We start from the raw sequence: 19,995 nt of genomic DNA on the forward strand, positions 1-19,995 counted from the left end.
TACAATTGAACAACTGAAGGGAGAGTTGTTCGTGTACGAAGGTTTAGAAGATCTGAAAGTCGATACAGTCAATCGGAAAACATTAGCCAAGCAGGTCATTGAACGGATTGTCCATTTATTGTCGAGCGGACAGTTAAAGGCCGGAGACAAATTGCCGACAGAAATGGAACTGATGGACATTTTGCATGTCAGCAGGCCGGTGCTTCGGGAGGCGCTGAGTTCACTTGAAACGCTGGGCGTCATTACGAGAAAAACCCGCGGCGGCACGTATTTCAACGATAAAATCGGCATGCAGCCATTTTCCGTCATGCTTGCCTTGGCGACTGATAATCTTCCGGCGATCATTGAAGCGCGGATGGCATTAGAACTCGGACTCGTGACGATTGCCGCGGAAAAAATCAATGAGGATGAGCTTCAGCGTTTGCAGAAGACAATCGACGACATCGCCAACAGCACTGACAATCTTTATGGTGAAGCAGATAAAGAATTCCATCGAATTATAGCATTAAGTGCCAATAATCCCGTTGTCGAAGGGATGATTCAATCCCTGCTGATCACCCATGCGAAAATTGACAGCCAGATTCCGTACAGGGAGAGGGATGTAACGGTTGAATATCATAAAAAAATCTACGACGCTCTTGCCAAAAGAGACCCTTACAAAGCGCATTACCACATGTATGAGCATCTGAAATTTGTCCGTGACAAAATTCTGATGGGCATGGATGATCAATAATTGTTGAGACAGCCGCAGTTGAAACGTAAGATCTGCGGCTTTTTTTGAAGCGATTTAGAAAACGCTTACTATGATATGAGGAGTGATTTTCTTATGGCGATGAACCTCAGGCAGAACCAAGCGCCCCTTTACATCAAAGTGAATGAAACAGATAACACGGCGATTATTGTCAATGATGGCGGGCTGCCAAAGGGCACTGTGTTTTCATGCGGGCTCGTACTTGAAGAGGATGTCCCTCAAGGCCATAAGGTCGCCTTAGCCGATCTCAATCAAGGGGATGAGATTGTGCGTTACGGAGAGGTGATCGGATTTGCCGATGAGACGATCAAACGAGGGAGCTGGATTCGGGAAGCCTTGGTAAGAATGCCTGCTCCTCCGGCTTTAGACGATCTTCCTCTCGCAAACAGAGTGCCCAAACCTCTGTCGCCTCTTGAGGGCTACACGTTTGAAGGATATCGGAATCCGGACGGCAGTGCGGGGACAAAAAATATTCTTGGTATCACCACAAGTGTTCAATGTGTCGTTGGCGTTTTGGATTATGCGGTCAAACGGATAAAAGAAGAGCTGCTGCCGAAATATCCAAATGTCGATGATGTCGTGCCGCTGCATCATCAATACGGATGCGGTGTGGCCATCAATGCGCCGGACGCTGTCATTCCGATTCGCACGATTCAAAATCTGGCGAAGCATCCGAATTTCGGCGGGGAAGTAATGGTGATCGGATTGGGATGTGAAAAGCTCCTCCCGGCAAGAATTGCGCCTCAGAATCACGATGACATCCTATCACTCCAAGATCATCAAGGTTTTGCAGCGATGATTCAATCCATTTTGGAAATGGCGGAGGAACGGCTAATCAGGCTAAACAGCAGAACCCGTGTGACCTGCCCTGCTTCTGATCTGGTTATCGGCCTGCAATGCGGCGGCAGTGATGCGTTTTCCGGCGTGACGGCGAATCCTGCGGTGGGGTATGCGGCTGATTTATTGGTTCGAGCAGGTGCGACGGTTTTGTTTTCTGAAGTGACAGAGGTGCGGGATGCCATTCATTTATTAACGCCGCGGGCTGTCAGTGAAGAGGTTGGACAATCGCTGATCAAAGAGATGAAGTGGTATGACAGCTATCTTCGGCGGGGAGAAGCTGACCGCAGCGCGAACCCATCACCAGGCAATAAAAAAGGCGGATTATCCAATGTGGTGGAAAAAGCGTTAGGATCGGTAGCAAAATCAGGCACAAGCCCCATCTCCGGCGTGCTCGGCCCAGGTGAAAGAGCGGAGCAAAAAGGCCTGCTGTTCGCGGCGACACCGGCAAGCGATTTTGTGTGCGGAACCCTGCAGCTGGCGGCGGGAATGAATCTGCAGGTTTTTACGACAGGAAGGGGAACACCGTACGGCTTGGCCGCTGCACCGGTGCTGAAAGTTTCAACACGGCATTCATTATCAGAGCATTGGGCGGATTTAATCGATATCAATGCCGGGCGAATCGCGACAGGGGAGGCCAGTATTGAAGACGTAGGCTGGGAGATCTTCAGGACGATTCTGGATGTGGCAAGCGGCCGCAAACAAACGTGGGCGGACCGTTGGGGCCTTCATAATGATTTGTGCTTGTTTAATCCTGCTTCAGTGACTTGATTCATTGTTCTAGTAGATCAGATTTGGAATATGATGTAAAATGGAAATCAACGTACAAAGAACGGAGGGGTTACAGCATGGCATTCATTAGATTCCGATTGACACGAATTCAATAGTGAACGACTCTCGCCTGAATGCGGAGAATCGGGATGGATCTGCCTATGTATAAGCCCTTATATCGTAATAAAAAGAGGGTGGCAATGCTGCCCTCTTTTTTGCGCCTTCAAAACATCCCTTCTCTCTAACGACAGGCGGAGCATGAGAAAGGGGAAAAGAGATGACAAACCAGAACGACATGCAGCTGATCACAGAGACTGTCGCGCTTGCACGCAATCAAGGTTTGGCGGTTCACTCTGAAAACGCGAAATTAAATGAAACTGGAATGGATTTTCAAGTTGTATTCGTCGAGGACGATACAGGTATGCCATGGGTGCTGCGAAAACCGCGGCGAAGTGATGTTGTTGAAAGAGCTGCTTCAGAAGGCAGAACGCTTGCCTTTCTCCGCACGGTTCTTACAGCTGATGTGCCAGATTGGAAAATTCATACACCTGAATTGATTGCTTACCCAATGTTAAAAGGAACGCCAGCTGCTGGGATTGATTTGGAACAGAAACAGTATGTATGGAATATGAATCATCAGCCGCCGTCAGACCATTTTATACGGACACTTGCCGAGATACTGGCTGAATTACATGGAGTGAACCCAGCAGACGCTTGCCAATCCGGTATAAAAGTGATGAGTCCGGAAGAAGTCAGGCGAAACACAGTTGATTCTATGGATGACGTAAAGAACAAGCTTGGAGTGTCTGAACAGCTTTGGCAAAGATGGCAAACGTGGATAAATGATGATGCATATTGGCCGGGATTTTCCGCACTGATACACGGCGATCTCCACCCGGCGCATATTTTGATTGGCCAAAACGAACATGTCACAGGCCTTCTGGATTGGACAGAAGCCAAAGTCGCCGATCCGGCAAAAGATTTTATCTTTTATCAAATGCTGTTCGGGGAAGAGGAAACCGCCCGTTTGCTTGAATACTATCATCAAGCAGGCGGCCGCATATGGGCAAAAATGCAGGAACACATCGCAGAGATGCAGGCGGCATATCCGCTGGAAGTTGCCAAGTTTGCTCTGCATACACAGCAGGAGGAGCACATCAATATGGCGCTGGAAGCACTCGGCGTAAAATCGGATTAAGAATTGACTTCTTTAAATTAACCGAGTATTATAAATTTTACTAACAAAAGAACGGATCAACAATCGTGAGGAAGAGTAAGTACGCATCAGTGTGGAGGTTCAGAGAGTCGGTGGCAGGTGTGAACCGACCCTCCCCTGATGCCGAATGGGCTTCTGAATTGCTTTGCTGAACGGATAGTAGGCGATGCCGGGATTCTCTCCCCGTTACCAAGAGAGGAGTATCGAAACGGATGTTTTCTGTACTGAGAGTGAACGGCTGTATAGCTGTTAATAAAGGTGGTACCGCGAGACCCTCGTCCTTTGCATAGGACGGGGGTTTTTTGTGTCTTAAAGGAGGTGACGGCCAATGGATGATGGCTGGTGGTGCATAACAGAAAATAGGAAAGGAGGATGTCAAATGGTCATTGCAACTGATGATCTTGAGGTCGCATGCCCTGAGTGTGAAAGAGCAGGAGAAATCGAAGGCAGCCCATGTCCAGCTTGCGGCGGGAAGGGTGTCATTCTGACGGCTCAAGGAAATACGCTTCTGGATTTTATACAAAAGCATTTGAACAAGTAAAGGAGAAAAGCTGAGCTGAGATGAGATTAGAAGAGCAGAGTGAGATTCGCAAGGCATCGGCAGGGACGGTTTTTTTGCTGATCGGAACGGTTTGTTTTGCATCTAAGTCGATTTGGATTAAATGCGCATATGAAATGGGTGCTGAGCCAGACGCGGTATTGTTATACAGGCAGCTGTTTGCCGTTCCACTGTTTTGGCTGATTTTTTTGTTATACCGTCCGCCAATCCCAGACGGTATGAAAAAAGGGGATCTATGGAGGGCGTGTGTCGCGGGAGTGTTTTGTTTTTTTCTGTCTCCCTTGTTTGATTTTATCGGGCTGAACCATGTATCCGCAATGGTTGAGCGTATTTTGCTGATGAGCTATCCGGTGTTTATGATCGGATTCAACGCGTGTCGTGACCGGAAAATGGTTTCCATCCAAGACCTTTTCGCAGTGCTGATGGTCATGATCGGTTTTTTCTTTGCGCTCGGCGGCTGGAATGCTGAGCTTTTTCAGGCGAATATGATTGGATCTGTATTCATTTTGTTATCCTCGGCCGTTTATGCTGGTTATCTTGTCCTTTCCGGGCGTCTCGTCCATCAAATCGGCGGCATCCGACTCAATGCATACGGGATGACAGCAGCCGGAGCGGCCATGATGCTTTACACAGGCATAAAGGCGGCGATCGGCATGAATACGCCAATGACAGCATATCCGCTTGCTGTGTACGGTTTGTTTGTGTTCATCGCAGTCGTCTCCACTGTGATTCCATTTGTGCTGATGCTTGAGGGCATAAAACGAATCGGGGCACTGCGAGCTGCCACTATTTCAATGGCAGGGCCTGTCCTGACAATTTTCTTTGGAGCCTTATTTCTCGGTGAGCGTCTCCAGCTTACTCAAACCATTGGATGCGCAGCCGTATTTATTATCATAACGGGCATGGAATATAGAAAACTGAAAACAGGTAAAAATGAATAATTTTTGTAAAACACACACGTTTTTCAATTACAATAAGTGTAATCACGTGTGTGTTTTTTGATTTTGCAAAGGTTAGGTGAGAAGATGCAGCGCATATTGCTAGTAGAAGACGACCATTCAATCAGTGAAATGGTGGATCATTATTTAACAAAAGAAGGTTTTGAAATGGTACATGCTTTCGACGGTGAAGAAGGCATCCGGCTGTTTCAGCAGGATTCATACGATTTGATTTTGCTTGATATCATGCTCCCGAAGCTGAACGGCATGGATTTTCTGAAAATCATCCGGGAAAAAAGCAACGTTCCGGTTTTAATGATTTCGGCAAAAGACGGAGATGTGGACAAGGCATTGGGACTGGGATTTGGGGCAGATGATTATATCGCCAAACCATTTTCGATGATTGAGCTGACAGCCAGAGTAAAAGCCGCGATACGGCGGGCGACGCAATATTCGGCGGAGGAACCGGCTGAGAATAAGGTGATCCGGATTCACCAGCTTACGATAGATATAGACAATGTCTCAGTTATGAAAAATGGGAAGCCGCTTCAGCTGACGTCAACAGAATGGCAGCTGCTGTGCCTATTTGCGGCAAATCCTAAAAAAGTGTTTACGAAAGAACAAATCTACCGTTCCGTCTGGAATAACGAGTACTTTGACGATCAAAATATCATTAACGTACATATGCGGCGGCTCAGAGAAAAGATTGAAGATGACCCCTCTTCTCCACAATACATTAAAACGTTATGGGGCATCGGTTATAAATTAGGAGAGTTTTAGAATGACAGTGTTATGGATGGCCGCTGTCATCGTTCTGGCGTGTCTGAATGTGATTCAATTCATGATGAAAAAGAAGCGGGACGGAAATCTGGCGTACATGGCAGAACAGCTTGGCGCCATGCTCAACCGGGATTCGGCAGGGCAAATTTTGCTTCATACAGACGATCAGGCACTCAAAGACCTGCTTGTTAACATCAACCTTTTCGTTGAGAATCGTCAGCAGATCAGCGCCCGGTTTGCCAAAACAGAGCACTCCATGAAGCGGATGCTGACCAACATGTCGCACGATCTTAAAACGCCGTTAACGGTCATTCTTGGCTATATCGAAACGATTCAAAGTGACCCGGACATGCCGGACGAAGAGCGGGAAAGATTGCTGGGGAAGCTCCACCAGAAAACAAATGAACTCATTCAGATGATCAACTCCTTTTTTGATTTAGCCAAATTAGAATCTGAAGATAAAGACATCCCGATCACCAAAATACATATGAACGACATATGCAAACGAAATATCCTGCACTATTATGACGCTGTTCAGTTAAAAGGCTTTCAAGCAGCCATCGAAATCCCGGATACGCCGGTGTATGCGCAGGCGAATGAAGAGGCATTGGACAGAATCCTGCAAAACCTATTATCCAACGCAATTCAATATGGCGCGGCCGGTAAGTTTATCGGCATGACGCTGTCGTATGATGAAACGAACATTGCCGTCACCGTATGGGATCGGGGAAAAGGGATCAGTGAAACCGATCAGCAGCGTGTGTTTGAGAGGCTGTACACACTTGAAGAATCAAGAAATAAAGCATTTCAAGGAAGCGGTCTCGGTTTAACCATCACGAAACGGCTTACAGAAAAAATGGGAGGCGCCATATCCGTTCAAAGCAAGCCGTACGAACGGACTGCATTTACGATCACATTGAAACGCATGACATATTAACAAACGTAAGAATTTCTTAAGATTTGAGAAATAAAAATGACAGGGCCCGCCGCTACAATAGAAAACAGGAAAAGAGAGGGAAGGAGAAACAAAGTTGACTTATATCGTACAAACAAACGGACTGACCAAAACGTATGAGGGCAAAGAAGTCGTCTCCAATGTCAGCATGCATATTAAAAAAGGCGAAATCTATGGCTTTCTCGGCCCAAACGGCGCGGGGAAAACAACCATTATGAAAATGCTGATGAGCCTTGTCAAACCGACAAGCGGTGAAATCAGCATCCTAGGAAATAAGCTCACCCACACGTCATACGAGGTGCTGGGGAACATCGGCAGCATGATTGAATATCCGATTTTTTATGAAAACCTGTCAGCTGCAGAAAATTTAGATCTGCATTGTGAATACATGGGGTACCACAATAAAAAAGCCATTCAAGAAGTGCTGGATATGGTGAATTTAAAACAAATCGACAAGAAGCCCGTCAAAACATTTTCGCTCGGTATGAAGCAGCGTCTTGGGATTGCGCGTGCCATCCTCACGAAGCCGGACCTGCTCATTTTGGATGAGCCGGTGAATGGTCTTGACCCTATCGGCATTAAAAAGATCAGACAATTGTTTCAAGTGCTGAGTAAAGAGTACGGTATGACGCTGCTGATCTCAAGCCACTTGCTGAGTGAAATCGAACAAATTGCGGACACGATCGGCGTCATTCGGGAGGGCAGGCTGCTAGAAGAGGTGTCAATGGAAGATGTCAGAGGCCAGAACACTGAATACATCGAGCTTGTCACGCCGAATCAGACAAGGGCCTGCTTTGTACTGGAGAGAGAGCTGCGATTAACCAACTTTAAAATCTTAAATGAGAAAACGATTCGGATTTACGAGGCAGAAGCCTCTCAAGCTGCCATATCCAAAGCGCTGATTTTAAATGATGTAGACATTGAATCAATGAACAAAAAGTATACGTCGCTGGAGGATTATTTTATCAACTTGATCAACGGCAATAGCATCAGTGCGTAAAGGAGGAGAGACACGTTGATGAATTTGATCAGAATTGAATTAAGAAAAATGAAGGTGGGCTGGTATGTCAGAGGTGTCCTTATTGCCAATCTGATTATCATGGGTTTTTTGTGGCTGATCAGTTATTCAGAAAAAGCAGATGGCGGGGTTTCGTTCCAAAGCATAGAGGAAGCGTTTCTCATCATCGGCACTTTTGTCAGAGCGGTATTTATCGTTTTTGGCGCAGTGCTGATCGCAAAGTTGGTGATTTCGGAATATAAAAACAAAACCATTCTTGTGATGTTTACGTACCCGATCAGCCGTAAGAAACTGCTCACTGCTAAGCTCATGATCGCGGGCGGACTGACGTTTATCACGATTTTACTTTCGAACATACTCATTGCCGCCGGCTTCTTTTGGCTGAACTCGATCTACCATTTCATACCGGGAGAGCTTACTTCCGAGATCATTTCTCAGCAGGCCATAAAAATGGCGGTTTTCGCTTTTGGCGCCGCTGGAACCAGTTTAGTTCCCATCTTTTTTGGGATGCGTAAACACTCGGTTCCGGCAACCATCATTTCGTCTGTAGTGATTGTTATGCTCATCAGTTCAACAAGCCCGGGTTTCTCCATTTCGTCTGTTGTTTATATCCCATTATCTTTAGCGGCTTTTGGTTTGGTTTTTTCCTACATGGCGATCAGGAACGCAGACAAGCAGGACGCGTAAACAAAGGCGCCCAATATCATAATAGGCCGATGCTGCCAGCACCGGCCTTTCTACTATGAATCTGTTCTTGTTTCAAGATAATGCTTCTTGCCAATCTCTTTGCTCATCATATAGAAGTGGAAGCAATATTCACCGATTGCCATGGCGATCGCGCCGAATAAAGCCGCCAATGCAACTTCACCGCCAGTCATCCCCATAGAAAGCGGCATGCCCATCAGCCAAATGACGAGAAAGGCCAGACCGAAATCAGCTAACGTCGCAATCATATTATTCCATCTCGGCAATACATAAAGATCGCCCAGCAAATAAGAAACAACCCCTAACACAATCGTCATTAAGAGCGTATCACCAAATGTGAAACCAAAGCCCAAACCAAGCACTAGATACAACACAATAATCGTCATAATACCTTTAATCGCGAGCGCTTTCACATGTGTCATTCCAAACTGCCTCCTTCTGTGATTCGATTTGTTATGTATGATTCCTCAAATGCAGAAAGTTAAACCTTAGATTGTGTTTGCACAGTCCATATAAAGGGAGTGAATCGTTTGTATGAAAGGAAAGATGTTCACAGTGCTGCTGATGTTTATGCTTTTCGGGGGCGGGTGCAAACCACCTGCTGAAGAACCGGCATCATCTGCTCAATCACCTGATTCATCTGATTCTGCAAAAAACAAAGCTTACGACATTCATGAGGGTTTTATTGAAGCGGAGCGTATATTCGGAACCGTGTTGTTTCAAAACATGTCAGATAAAGACGGATTCACGGACAATCTGCTGATCTCCCCATACAGCTTGCAGCAAGTGCTGCTGATGGCTGCAAATGGAGCGGAGGGAGATACATTAAAAGAAATGAAAGCTGCTCTATATTTGTCGGACATTCATGATCGCGCCATAAATGAGTCATCGTTGGCGCTCATGAAAAGCTTTGAGTCTTTGTCTGAAGGTGATCTGCTGACGGCCAATGCTGTATGGACAAGGCCTGAAGCCAAGCCAGACTTTAAACAAACGATTAAACAATTCTTCTCCGGCAGTATCTTTAAAATGGATGACAATATTCAGACCGCGGAGGACTCGATCAATCAGTGGACGGCCCACCAAACAAAAGGGCATATTGACGACATAGCGGATCATCTTTCGCCGGAAGCTGTTTCTCTTTTGATAAACGCCGTTTACTTTCAAGAAAAGTGGGCGCTGCCGTTTGACCAGCATGTGACCGCTGAGGAGCATTTTTTTCTGCCTGACGGATCGGCCAAAAAACTGCTGATGATGAAGCAGACTGCACGCCTCGAATACCTAGAAAGTGAACTGTTCCAAGCAGTCAAGCTTCCATATGAAGATCAACATCTTTCTTTCACTTTATTTCTGCCGAAGAAAAAGCCGGCTTCTTTCTTGTCTCTCTTCACGTATCAAAACATAAAAGCATGGGACAACGCATTTCAGCCAAAAACAGTAGAGCTGAGCCTGCCCCGTTTTACGCTGAAAGGAAAGTATAACTTAAAACATGCTCTTCGCGATATGGGGATGAAATCCGTCTTTTCTGATGCTGACTTTTCCAGCATGTTTACTGATGGCCGCGGTGTTTCGATCGATGATGTGAATCACCATACATTTATCAAGGTGGATGAAGCAGGAACCGAGGCTGCGGCTGCCTCGTCAGCTGAAATTGTTGAGTCCGCACTCACGCCAGATGTTACCTTGACGGCGGACCGCCCATTTTTCTTTGTCATCACAGATGAACAAACAAAATGCCTGTTGTTTTTAGGCTTTGTCGCAAATCCGAATGAATAAATTTAAAAACTTCTCTTGTCCCTCCGTCATCACTTTTGAAGTAATGAAATATGATGAAGGGAGATCAAGGGGAGGTGACGTGATGGCGGTCGTGAAAGCAACGAGTGCGGATGTCGATTTGCTGGCAAGGCTGCTCAGAGCAGAAGCGGAAGGCGAAGGCAAGCAGGGGATGCTGCTTGTCGGCAACGTGGGAATCAATCGGCTGCGGGCAAACTGCTCAGATTTTAAAGGCCTTCGCACCATCAGGCAGATGATTTTTCAGCCGCACGCGTTTGAGGCTGTAACTCATGGATATTTTTATCAAAGAGCACGGGAAAGCGAGCGGAGCCTGGCACGCCGGTCAATAAACGGTGAAAGACGCTGGCCTGCAAAATTTAGTTTGTGGTACTTCAGGCCGGAGGGAAACTGTCCATCCCAGTGGTATAACCAGCCGTTTGTGGCCAGATTTAAGTCACACTGCTTTTATCAGCCGACAGCGGAAACGTGTGAAAATGTATATAACACATTTTAGAGACAGGACGCCGTTCAAATTGAACGGTGTTTTTCTTTGAAAAGATATACAATGGAGAAAAAAGAGCTGACGGAGATGACAGAATGGCAACAATCGACCTGCAAAAGAAAAGCGTAAAGATCGTACTGGAGAAAAAGCAATTAACGAAGGTGACGGCTCGTGTCGGACTGGTGCTTGATATTACGGGTTCAATGAGAACACTGTACAAAAACGGGACGGTTCAAAACGTGGTGGAACGGATTTTGGCAGTGGCTGATCAGTTTGATGATAACGGCTTGCTGGATGTATGGGTGTATGATAATGAATTCTCCCGATTAAAGCCAGTCTCTGAAAAAGATTTTTCGGGCTATGTTGATCGTGAAATTTTGAATAATGACCGCTTGCATAAATTCGGAGAAATGATGAGCCGCGGGTCATGAAAGACGTGCTGCGCAAATATGTTGCGGAGGAACCGAGTTCATATCCCGCTTTCATCGTTTTTATCAATGACGGAGGCTGTAAAAAGTCGATCAAACCGATCATTGAAGCTTCCTCTGATAAACCGGTGTTTTGGCAGTTTGTCGGCATCGGAAACGGAAACTTCGATTTTCTCAATACATTGGATACGTTAGAAGGGCGTGCAGTTGATAACACAAACTTCCTGCATATCGAAGAGATTGACTCTATTTCTGATGAAGAGCTTTACGACGCTCTGCTTACTGAATTTCCATTTTGGCTGAAAGAAGCGAAGGAAAAAGGAATTGTAAGAGATCAAGAGCCTCCTGCTGAAAAGCCGAAAAAGAAGGGCTTTTTCAGCCGATTGTTTTTGAAATAACTGATACGGCACTGAGTCATTTTGCGAAATGGCTCGGTGTTTTTGTTTTTTTAAGATCATGTGAAGAAAAATAGTCCGAATGGGCGGCTTGCAAACGTCAGAATATGCAGAAAACGCGCCGTTTAGCCAGCTTTCGGCATGTTTCAGCGGCAGGTTTGTGAGTGAAGACCTGTTTCTGTAGTTCAGCGCTTACAATCGGTTCACACTTCTTCACAGCCATTTAACAATGATTCCCTATAATGGAGGCGATCAATGAGAAGAGAGGGGATCTTGAATGGCATACGACAGTCGTTTTGATGAATGGGTACAGAAACTAAAAGAGGAAAGCTTTCAAAACAGTACGTTTGACCGCCGCAAATTTATTCAAGGAGCGGGGAAGATTGCAGGACTTTCTCTTGGATTAACCATTGCTCAGTCAGTTGGTGCATTTGAAGTAAATGCTGCGCCTAAGTTCTCGAGCTATCCGTTTACGTTAGGGGTCGCGTCTGGAGATCCGCTTTCTGACAGTGTCGTGCTTTGGACGCGCCTGGCGCCAGATCCGCTGAACGGCGGGGGAATGCCGAATCAGGCGGTCCCAGTCAAATGGGAGGTCGCAAAGGATGAGCATTTCCGCAAGATCGTGAGAAAGGGCACTGAAATGGCCAAACCAAGTCTCGCCCACTCCATTCACGTGGAAGCGGACGGGCTTGAATCAAACAAAGTGTACTATTACCGTTTCAAAACCGGTCATGAACTAAGCCCTGTCGGAAAAACAAAAACGCTTCCTGCCCCTGGCGCCAATGTGGAGAAAATGACCTTTGCGTTTGCTTCCTGCCAGCAATATGAGCATGGATATTATACAGCCTACAAGCATATGGCGAAGGAAAAACTTGATCTTGTCTTCCATCTCGGTGATTACATATATGAATACGGCCCAAATGAATATGTATCAAAAACAGGCAATGTCCGCACGCACAGCAGCGCGGAAATCATTACGCTGCAAGACTATCGGAACCGCCATGCCCAATATCGTTCTGACGCCAATTTAAAAGCTGCTCATGCAGCGTTCCCTTGGGTTGTGACGTGGGATGACCATGAAGTGGAAAACAACTATGCGAATAAAATACCGGAAAAAGGACAGTCGGTTGAAGCATTCGTGCTCCGCCGTGCGGCTGCGTATCAGGCGTACTATGAACATATGCCGCTCCGCATCTCCTCTCTGCCGAATGGCCCGGATATGCAGCTGTACCGGCACTTTAACTACGGAAACCTGGCGTCCTTCAATGTCCTTGATACCCGCCAGTACAGGGATGACCAAGCCAATAACGACGGCAATAAGCCGCCTTCTGATGAATCGCTCAATCCCAATCGGACTCTGTTAGGAAAAGAACAGGAGCAGTGGCTCTTCAACAATTTGAGCAGCTCGACTGCCTACTGGAATGTGCTGGCGCAGCAGATTTTCTTTGCGAAGTGGAATTTCGGGACAAGTGCAAGCCCGATCTACAGCATGGATTCGTGGGACGGCTACCCGGCTCAGCGCGAACGGGTCGTCAATTTCATTAATAGCAAAAATCTAAATAACGTTGTCGTGCTGACAGGAGATGTACACGCAAGCTGGGCATCGAACCTCCACGTCGATTTTAATAAAACAAGCTCAAAAATTTTCGGGGCTGAATTTGTCGGAACCTCAATCACATCCGGAGGAAACGGAGCGGATAAGCGGGCGGATACTGATCAAATTTTAAAGGAAAATCCGCATATCAAGTTCTTTAACGATTATCGCGGATATGTCCGCTGTACAGTGACGCCTCACCAGTGGAAAGCTGATTACCGGGTGATACCGTTTGTGACAGAGCCGGGCGCAGCCATTTCAACACGTGCTTCATTCGTTTACCAGAAAGACCAAACCGGGTTGAGAAAGGTATCATCCACAACGATCCAAGGCGGTGTGAAGCAATCCGATGAGGTCGAGGAGGATCGTTTCTTTGCTCACAACAAAGCCCACGAAAAACAAATGATTAAGAAACGGGCAAAAATCACGAATTAAGGAGTGAAAAAACATGTTTTCAAACATTGGTATACCGGGCTTGATTCTGATCTTTGTCATCGCCCTCATTATTTTTGGCCCTTCCAAGCTGCCGGAAATCGGGCGTGCCGCCGGACGGACACTGCTGGAATTTAAAAGCGCCACAAAATCACTTGTGTCTGGTGATGAAAAAGAAGAAAAATCAGCTGAGCTGACAGCGGTAAAGCAGGACAAAAACGCGGGCTGAGTGCTGATGAGGCAGACACCGGGTCTGCCTCTTTTTTTATGAAAGGGAGGGCTTTTTTGAATGGATAAAAAAGAAACCCATTTGATCGGGCATTTAGAAGAGCTTCGCCGCCGGATTATTGTGACCCTCGCGGCATTTCTTCTATTTCTCATCACGGCTTTTTTGTTTGTGCAGGACATTTATGACTGGCTGATCAGAGATTTGGACGGAAAGCTGGCTGTGCTTGGCCCGAGTGAAATCCTCTGGGTGTATATGATGCTTGCCGGCATTTGTGCCATTGCGGCTTCCATCCCTGTTGCCGCGTACCAGCTGTGGCGTTTCGTTGCGCCGGCGCTCACGAAAACAGAGCGCAGGGTGACGCTCATGTACATACCCGGGTTGTTTGCATTGTTTTTGGCAGGCATCTCCTTCGGATACTTCGTCTTGTTTCCGATCGTGCTCAGCTTTTTGACTCATTTGTCTTCCGGCCATTTTGAAACGATGTTTACGGCTGACCGCTATTTCAGGTTTATGGTGAATTTGAGCCTGCCGTTCGGCTTTTTGTTTGAAATGCCTTTGGTGGTGATGTTTTTAACAAGGCTGGGCATCTTAAATCCATACCGGCTGGCCAAAGCGAGAAAGCTGTCCTATTTTCTGCTGATTGTCGTGTCCATATTGATTACACCGCCTGATTTTATTTCTGATTTTCTTGTGATGATCCCGCTGCTTGTCCTGTTTGAAGTAAGTGTCACCCTATCGGCGTTTGTCTACAAAAAAAGGCTGACGAGCGAAACGGCGGCCGCTTAATGCAGGGTACCGCCGGGTGATTTCACATCCTCATCATATTGTGCAGCCGTAACAGCGGCGATCCTTAACGCTCGGACAATCATGTCCAGACTGAGGCTCGGCGCTGTTTTGTCGATGGTTTGCTCAGGAATGTAAGGGATATGAATAAACCCGCCGCGAATGTGCGGGGATGTACGGCTAATGTGATCCATTAACCCGTAGAACAAATAGTTGCATACAAATGTGCCTGCTGTATAGGAGACTGCGGCTGGAATGCCGTTTTCCTTCATTTTTTCAGTCATTCGTTTAACGGGAAGTCCTGTCCAGTAAGCGGCGGGGCCTTCAGGAGAAATCTCTTCATCAATCGGCTGCTGTTCTTCATTATCAGGGATGCGCGCGTCTGCAAGGTTGACCGCCACCCGTTCTGGCGTGACCTGCATTCGCCCTCCGGCTTGGCCGACACAAATCACGATATCCGGCTGATGCTTTTGAATGGCTTGCCGCAGAGTGTCCAGAGCGGTTCTAAAAACAGTCGGAATTTGTTCTGCTGTGATGATTGCTTCATCCGTCTCGAAGCCATTCAGCCGTTTCGCCGCTTCCCATGATGGATTGACGGTTTCTTTGTCAAAAGGGTCGAAGCCTGTGATCAGCACTTTTTTTCTCATCTTCCCAACTCCTTTTTTCCTTTTATTCTATTGTTTATTTATGGGTTTTTCATCAAAATAATGAAAAGGAGTGAATCACAATGGAGCATTTGCCGCAGGAGTATCGCCAGCTGTTCCCAATCGTGCAGACACATACCATGCTAGCCAGCTGTTCTCAGAGCGCGTTGGCAGAGCCTGTATCAAGGGCGATCAAAGACTATCATGACAGCCTGCTGCACATGGGGACGAACTGGAATGAAGCGATCGAAAAAACAGAGAGTGCCAGAATCGAGTTTGCAAAGCTGATAGGGGCTGAACCGGATGAAATTGCGATTGTGCCGTCAGTTTCTGATGCGCTGGTTTCTGCAGTATCATCCTTGTCTGTTTTCAGGAAGAAGCATGTTGTGTATACAGAGATGGATTTTCCGGCTGTGTCTCATATTTTGCAGGCACAATCCGATTATAACGTATCTGTGATCCCTTCAATAGACGGTGAGCTGCCGCTCGAACAATATGAAACGCATATTACGGATGAGACAGTGCTGACATGTGTTCCGCACGTTCATTACCGTGACGGCAGCATTCAGGATGTAAAGGCCATCGCCGCCATTGCTAAGAGAAAGGGTTCTTTGTTATTTGTGGATGCTTATCAATCAGCGGGGCACATTCCCATTGACGTGAAGGCGTGGGGCGTAGATATGCTGGCGGCAGGCGCCCGAAAGTATTTGCTCGGCATACCGGGCATGGCATTTCTTTATGTGAGAAAGGAGCTGGCGGATGCACTGAAGCCAAAAGCATCTGCTTGGTTCGGGCGGGAAAACGGGGATGGCGCCTCTTATGCGAAAGGCGCGCGGCGTTTTCAGACAGGCACCCCTGCTTTTATCAGCGTATACGCAGCGGCAGCGGCTTTATCACTGCTGAATCATATCGGGGTTTCTCATATCCGGGAACATGTAAAAACGATCTGTGCCGATGCAGTTCAATATGCTGCTGAAAAAGGCCTGCAGCTAGCGATAGCATCAGCGGGAGAGCAGCCGGGCATGGTTGCGATTCGGGATGAGCGGGCATCAGAAACGGCGGCGCTGCTGAGGAAGAAAAAAGTGATTTGCGCGCCGCGGGACACTGTCATCCGTCTTGCGCCTCACTTTTATAACACGAAGGATGAATTGCGTCATGCGATTGATGAAATCGCGGAAATCGCGCTCCGCATGTAAACATAAAAAAGCCCCTGAACACAAGATCAGGGGCTTTTCATATTAATGATCGACTTTAACCCGCTTCAAGAAGAAAGCGCCAATTAAACCGATAATCGCAACAATCATCGCAAACACAAACGCGTGCTGCACGCCCGCTGTCAAAGCCTGCGGGATGACTGCCGGATCGGCAGGGTTTTTGACTGTGCTCATATAATCATGCTGGCCTGCAGCCATAATGCTGACCGCAACCGCTGTTCCGATAGCGCCCGCCATTTGCTGCAGCGTGTTCATGATAGCGGTGCCGTCTGGATAAAACTCGCGCGGCAGCTGGTTTAAACCATTTGTCTGCGCAGGCATCATGATCATAGAGATACCGATCATCAAGCAAGTGTGCAGGATGATAATCAACGCAGCCGTTGAAGTGGTCGTGATGTTTGAGAAGAACCAAAGGACAACAGTAACAATCACAAATCCGGGAATGACAAGCCATTTCGGTCCGTATTTGTCGAACAAACGGCCTGTAACGGGGGACATAAATCCGTTTAAAATGCCGCCCGGCAAGAGAATAAGACCAGCAGCAAATGCCGTCAGGACTAAGCCGCCTTGCAGATACATCGGCAGAAGCAGCATAGATGACAGGATGACCATCATGCAAATGAACACCATAATAACACCCAAAATAAACATTGGGTATTTGAATGCACGGAGGTTCATCATCGGCTGCTTCATCGTCAGCTGGCGGATTGAAAATAGGATAAGACCGACAACGCCGACAATCAGTGAGACGATCACAGTCGGGCTGGACCATCCGCCGGAGCCTTCACCCGCGTTGCTGAATCCAAACACAATGCCGCCGAAACCAATCGTCGACAGAATGATAGACAATACATCAATTTTCGGTTTTGTAATGTCAGATACATTTTGCATGTAAGCAATACCGAAAACAAGCGCCAGCACTAGGAACGGAAGAGAGATCCAGAAAATCCAGTGCCAGTTGAGATGCTCCAGAACCAATCCGGAGAAAGTCGGGCCGATGGCGGGCGCGAACATAATGACAAGCCCGATCGTTCCCATCGCCGCGCCCCGTTTATGAGGCGGGAAAATCACCAAGATCGTGTTAAACATCAGCGGCAGTAAAAGCCCGGTTCCGAGTGCCTGAACGATCCTCGCCGCTAATAAAAACGAGAAGCTTGGCGCAAGCGCCGCGATCAACGTGCCTATGATAGAAAAGATAAGCGATACGATAAAAAGCTGTCTTGTTGTGAACCACTGCAATAGCAATCCTGATACAGGAACGAGGATACCGAGTACAAGCAGGTAGCCTGTGGTTAACCATTGAACGGTTGCCGCTGTAATGTTCAATTCCTTCATAAGATCGGTTAACGCAATGTTCAGGGCTGTTTCACTGAACATACCGATAAAACCGGCCAACAGCAAGGAAATCATAATCGGCATCACTTTGTATTGCTGAGATGCTTTAGCTGCTGTTTCCAAAATTATTACCCCTCTCTGTCAGCTGAATGTATTCATTCAGCTTGTATAAGTATGTCATTTTTATCTCTTCAGCAGACCAGGAATGCGGTTGGAGATTTGAAGGAGCGGTGTGCTGTTTTTTGCCGTCAAAGATAAAAGAATACCGCCTTCAATCATCGCGTTAATTACGGTGCCGGCTTCCTTAGCATGGCTCTCGCTGTAGCCTGTCTTCCGCAGTTTTTCCTCATACACTAGGGCCCACTCTTTGTAGGCTTCATGGCAGGCTTCCCGCAACGGTTCGCTTTTTAATGACGTTTCAGCCGCAAGCAAGCCGACAGGCAAGCCCTCAATGTCTTCCGTGCATGAAAATTGGCAGGAGAGCTCCTTCAAAAAGGCTTGAATGCCTTCCGCTGGATCGTTGTAGGCTTCCATGCAGTCCGCGATTTTCTGGCGGATATATTCCTTCATCTCATTCACTGCTTCGATCGCCAGCTGTTCTTTACCGCCCGGAAAATGGTAGTAAAGAGAACCTTTAGGCGCTCCGCTTTCCTTTATAATCTGGTTCAGCCCCGTGCCGTAATACCCTTGCAGCTGAAAAAGCCGGGTAGCTGCCGAAAGGATTTTTTCACGGGAATCTCCATAACCCATAACATTCCCACCTTACTGAATTGCAATCAAAAATATAGTGACTGGTCTATTATCTTGATTCAACCATCAGTTGTCAAGAAAAATTCTTTGTATGAAAAAACAAAAAAAGAAGTATATGACAACTTGAAAAAAGCAGAGAGAAAAGCTGACACGTTTTTTGACTGAATAAATAAAATATTCAATCATTAAACATCATAAGGACGTAAGGAGAGAAACAGATGAAAAAACAACGATTGCTCATACTCACTCTTTTTACCGCACTATTGCTGGCTTTTACCGGATGCTCACAATCTCCTGAAACAAAAGAATCCCCGAAAGAAAAACCGCAGGCGCAAAAAGTCTCTTCGGCTTCCGCCTCTGGAAAAAAGGACCGGCCAAACATTAAAATTTTAGCGACAGGAGGCACGATTGCAGGGGCCGATAAATCGAAAACCTCGACCACTGAATATAAATCAGGTGTCGTCGGCGTTGAATCACTGATCGAGGCGGTTCCGGAAATGAAGGACATTGCGAACGTCAGCGGCGAGCAGATTGTTAACGTCGGCAGCACAAACATTGATAATAAAATATTGCTGAAGCTGGCGAAACGCATTAACAAATTGCTCGCTTCAGATGATGTAGATGGAATCGTCGTGACCCATGGAACTGATACATTGGAAGAAACAGCTTATTTTTTGAACCTCACTGTGAAAAGCGATAAACCGGTTGTTGTTGTCGGTTCTATGAGACCGTCCACAGCCATCAGCGCCGACGGGCCGTCTAACCTGTACAATGCAGTTAAAGTGGCAGGCACACCTGAGGCAAAAGGAAAAGGGGCGCTCGTCGTTCTTAACGACCGCATTGCCTCAGCCCGCTATGTGACCAAAACAAACACAACCGCAACGGATACATTTAAATCAGAAGAAATGGGATACGTCGGAACGATAGCTGATGATATCTATTTTAATAATGAAATCACCCGCAGGCATACGAAGGATACCGATTTCTCAGTTTCTAATCTTGATCAGCTGCCTCAAGTAGATATTATGTACGGATACCAAAATGACGGAAGCTACCTGTTTGACGCGGCTGTGAAAGCCGGAGCAAAAGGGATTGTCTATGCTGGTTCTGGGAACGGGTCTTTATCTGACGCAGCCGAAAAAGGAGCGGTCAGCGCAGTCAAAAAAGGCGTCACTGTGGTGCGCTCAACCCGTACGGGAAATGGTGCCGTGACACCAAATCAAAACTATGCGGAAAAAGATCTGCTGGCATCGAACTCTTTAAACCCGCAAAAAGCACGGATATTGCTGATGCTGGCGCTCACCAAAACAGACGATCCACACAAGATCCAAGCTTATTTCAATGAGTATTAAAGAAAAGAAGGCGAATAGGCCTTCTTTTTTTGGGCAT

Annotated in this window: 20 protein-coding genes, 3 pseudogenes and 1 other annotated feature; of the genes and pseudogenes, 18 read left to right on the plus strand and 5 right to left on the minus strand. The window is 46.9% G+C overall.

The window, feature by feature from the left end; genetic code table 11:
• The first annotated feature begins 31 nt into the window (after window positions 1-31).
• The 9 genes from CVV77_RS14720 (at window position 32) to CVV77_RS14760 (ending at window position 8,512) form a co-directional block, all read left to right on the plus strand.
• Window positions 32-733 (plus strand): FadR/GntR family transcriptional regulator, encoded by a 702-nt coding sequence (locus tag CVV77_RS14720; RefSeq protein WP_003241331.1) that lies wholly within the window; start codon window positions 32-34, stop codon window positions 731-733.
• A gap of 93 nt (window positions 734-826) precedes the next feature.
• Window positions 827-2,359: a galactarate dehydratase gene (gene garD / locus CVV77_RS14725; protein WP_100275749.1), complete on the plus strand. Its 1,533-nt coding sequence runs from the start codon at window positions 827-829 to the stop codon at window positions 2,357-2,359.
• Window positions 2,360-2,636: 277 nt separating this feature from the next.
• Window positions 2,637-3,557: a macrolide 2'-phosphotransferase MphK gene (gene mphK / locus CVV77_RS14730; RefSeq protein WP_100275750.1), complete on the plus strand. Its 921-nt coding sequence runs from the start codon at window positions 2,637-2,639 to the stop codon at window positions 3,555-3,557.
• A gap of 56 nt (window positions 3,558-3,613) precedes the next feature.
• Window positions 3,614-3,861, plus strand: a binding site (T-box leader).
• Between the two features lie 93 nt (window positions 3,862-3,954).
• Window positions 3,955-4,116, plus strand: a complete 162-nt coding sequence (locus tag CVV77_RS14735) for a hypothetical protein (RefSeq protein ID WP_003241325.1) — start codon at window positions 3,955-3,957, stop codon at window positions 4,114-4,116.
• Window positions 4,117-4,136: 20 nt separating this feature from the next.
• On the plus strand, window positions 4,137-5,075 hold the full coding sequence (locus tag CVV77_RS14740) for a DMT family transporter (protein ID WP_100275751.1): 939 nt from the start codon (window positions 4,137-4,139) through the stop codon (window positions 5,073-5,075).
• 96 nt (window positions 5,076-5,171) lie between these two features.
• Complete coding sequence (gene ycbL / locus CVV77_RS14745) at window positions 5,172-5,852, plus strand: two-component system response regulator YcbL (protein ID WP_080010731.1); 681 nt, start codon at window positions 5,172-5,174, stop codon at window positions 5,850-5,852.
• A 1-nt stretch (window position 5,853) separates the two neighbouring features.
• Window positions 5,854-6,789 (plus strand): HAMP domain-containing histidine kinase, encoded by a 936-nt coding sequence (locus tag CVV77_RS14750; protein WP_100275752.1) that lies wholly within the window; start codon window positions 5,854-5,856, stop codon window positions 6,787-6,789.
• A 94-nt stretch (window positions 6,790-6,883) separates the two neighbouring features.
• Window positions 6,884-7,807 (plus strand): ABC transporter ATP-binding protein, encoded by a 924-nt coding sequence (locus CVV77_RS14755; protein WP_100275753.1) that lies wholly within the window; start codon window positions 6,884-6,886, stop codon window positions 7,805-7,807.
• Window positions 7,808-7,825: 18 nt separating this feature from the next.
• Complete coding sequence (locus CVV77_RS14760; protein ID WP_100275945.1) at window positions 7,826-8,512, plus strand: ABC transporter permease; 687 nt, start codon at window positions 7,826-7,828, stop codon at window positions 8,510-8,512.
• Here the strand turns inward: CVV77_RS14760 and CVV77_RS22070 are convergent.
• Together CVV77_RS22070 and CVV77_RS14765 are read right to left on the minus strand one after the other, a co-directional pair.
• A pseudogene (locus CVV77_RS22070) lies at window positions 8,473-8,606 on the minus strand (hypothetical protein). The gene CVV77_RS14760 and the pseudogene CVV77_RS22070 sit on opposite strands and share 40 nt — an antisense overlap.
• Window positions 8,566-8,952, minus strand: a complete 387-nt coding sequence (locus tag CVV77_RS14765; protein ID WP_003241312.1) for a YndM family protein — start codon at window positions 8,950-8,952, stop codon at window positions 8,566-8,568. The pseudogene CVV77_RS22070 and the gene CVV77_RS14765 overlap by 41 nt, the downstream one beginning before the upstream one ends.
• Window positions 8,953-9,064: 112 nt before the next feature.
• Here CVV77_RS14765 and CVV77_RS14770 point away from each other — a divergent pair, with 112 nt between their 5' ends.
• The 7 genes and pseudogenes from CVV77_RS14770 to tatC all read left to right on the plus strand — a co-directional run bounded on the left by CVV77_RS14770 (window position 9,065) and on the right by tatC (window position 14,666).
• Window positions 9,065-10,303, plus strand: coding sequence for a serpin family protein (locus tag CVV77_RS14770; protein WP_100275754.1), 1,239 nt, complete (start codon window positions 9,065-9,067; stop codon window positions 10,301-10,303).
• 82 nt (window positions 10,304-10,385) lie between these two features.
• Complete coding sequence (gene cwlJ, locus CVV77_RS14775; RefSeq protein ID WP_003241308.1) at window positions 10,386-10,814, plus strand: cell wall hydrolase CwlJ; 429 nt, start codon at window positions 10,386-10,388, stop codon at window positions 10,812-10,814.
• A gap of 83 nt (window positions 10,815-10,897) precedes the next feature.
• Window positions 10,898-11,628 (plus strand): annotated as a pseudogene (locus CVV77_RS14780) (vWA domain-containing protein).
• A 79-nt stretch (window positions 11,629-11,707) separates the two neighbouring features.
• Window positions 11,708-11,884, plus strand: a pseudogene (locus CVV77_RS14785) (hypothetical protein).
• Window positions 11,885-11,902: 18 nt separating this feature from the next.
• Window positions 11,903-13,654, plus strand: coding sequence for an alkaline phosphatase PhoD (phoD, locus tag CVV77_RS14790; RefSeq protein WP_100275755.1), 1,752 nt, complete (start codon window positions 11,903-11,905; stop codon window positions 13,652-13,654).
• 13 nt (window positions 13,655-13,667) lie between these two features.
• On the plus strand, window positions 13,668-13,880 hold the full coding sequence (tatAD, locus tag CVV77_RS14795) for a sec-independent protein translocase protein TatAD (RefSeq protein ID WP_003223835.1): 213 nt from the start codon (window positions 13,668-13,670) through the stop codon (window positions 13,878-13,880).
• A 60-nt stretch (window positions 13,881-13,940) separates the two neighbouring features.
• A complete protein-coding gene (tatC, locus tag CVV77_RS14800) occupies window positions 13,941-14,666 on the plus strand; it encodes a twin-arginine translocase subunit TatC (RefSeq protein WP_019257374.1) in 726 nt (241 codons plus the stop codon).
• On the opposite strand, the gene pcp is transcribed toward tatC, so the two are convergent.
• Window positions 14,663-15,310 (minus strand): pyroglutamyl-peptidase I, encoded by a 648-nt coding sequence (gene pcp / locus CVV77_RS14805; protein WP_100275756.1) that lies wholly within the window; start codon window positions 15,308-15,310, stop codon window positions 14,663-14,665. The two genes, tatC and pcp, sit on opposite strands and share 4 nt — an antisense overlap.
• An 80-nt stretch (window positions 15,311-15,390) precedes the next feature.
• Between pcp and CVV77_RS14810 the strand changes: the two genes are divergently transcribed.
• On the plus strand, window positions 15,391-16,503 hold the full coding sequence (locus tag CVV77_RS14810; protein WP_019257376.1) for an aminotransferase class V-fold PLP-dependent enzyme: 1,113 nt from the start codon (window positions 15,391-15,393) through the stop codon (window positions 16,501-16,503).
• Window positions 16,504-16,545: 42 nt separating this feature from the next.
• On the opposite strand, the gene lmr(B) is transcribed toward CVV77_RS14810, so the two are convergent.
• Both lmr(B) and lmrA read right to left on the minus strand, forming a co-directional pair.
• Entirely contained in the window at window positions 16,546-17,985 is a 1,440-nt protein-coding gene (lmr(B), locus tag CVV77_RS14815; protein WP_084993143.1) for a lincomycin efflux MFS transporter Lmr(B), read from the minus strand.
• 54 nt (window positions 17,986-18,039) lie between these two features.
• The gene (gene lmrA, locus CVV77_RS14820) at window positions 18,040-18,606 is read right to left on the minus strand and encodes a transcriptional regulator LmrA (RefSeq protein ID WP_003241293.1); all 567 of its coding nucleotides are present in this window, start codon (window positions 18,604-18,606) and stop codon (window positions 18,040-18,042) included.
• Window positions 18,607-18,824: 218 nt separating this feature from the next.
• Between lmrA and CVV77_RS14825 the strand changes: the two genes are divergently transcribed.
• Window positions 18,825-19,958: a type II asparaginase gene (locus CVV77_RS14825; protein ID WP_100275757.1), complete on the plus strand. Its 1,134-nt coding sequence runs from the start codon at window positions 18,825-18,827 to the stop codon at window positions 19,956-19,958.
• Window positions 19,959-19,995 lie beyond the last annotated feature (37 nt).

Origin of the sequence: Bacillus sp. SN1, from assembly GCF_002796895.1 — a bacterium.
In the GTDB taxonomy this organism is placed as follows: Bacteria; Bacillota; Bacilli; order Bacillales; family Bacillaceae; genus Bacillus; species Bacillus inaquosorum.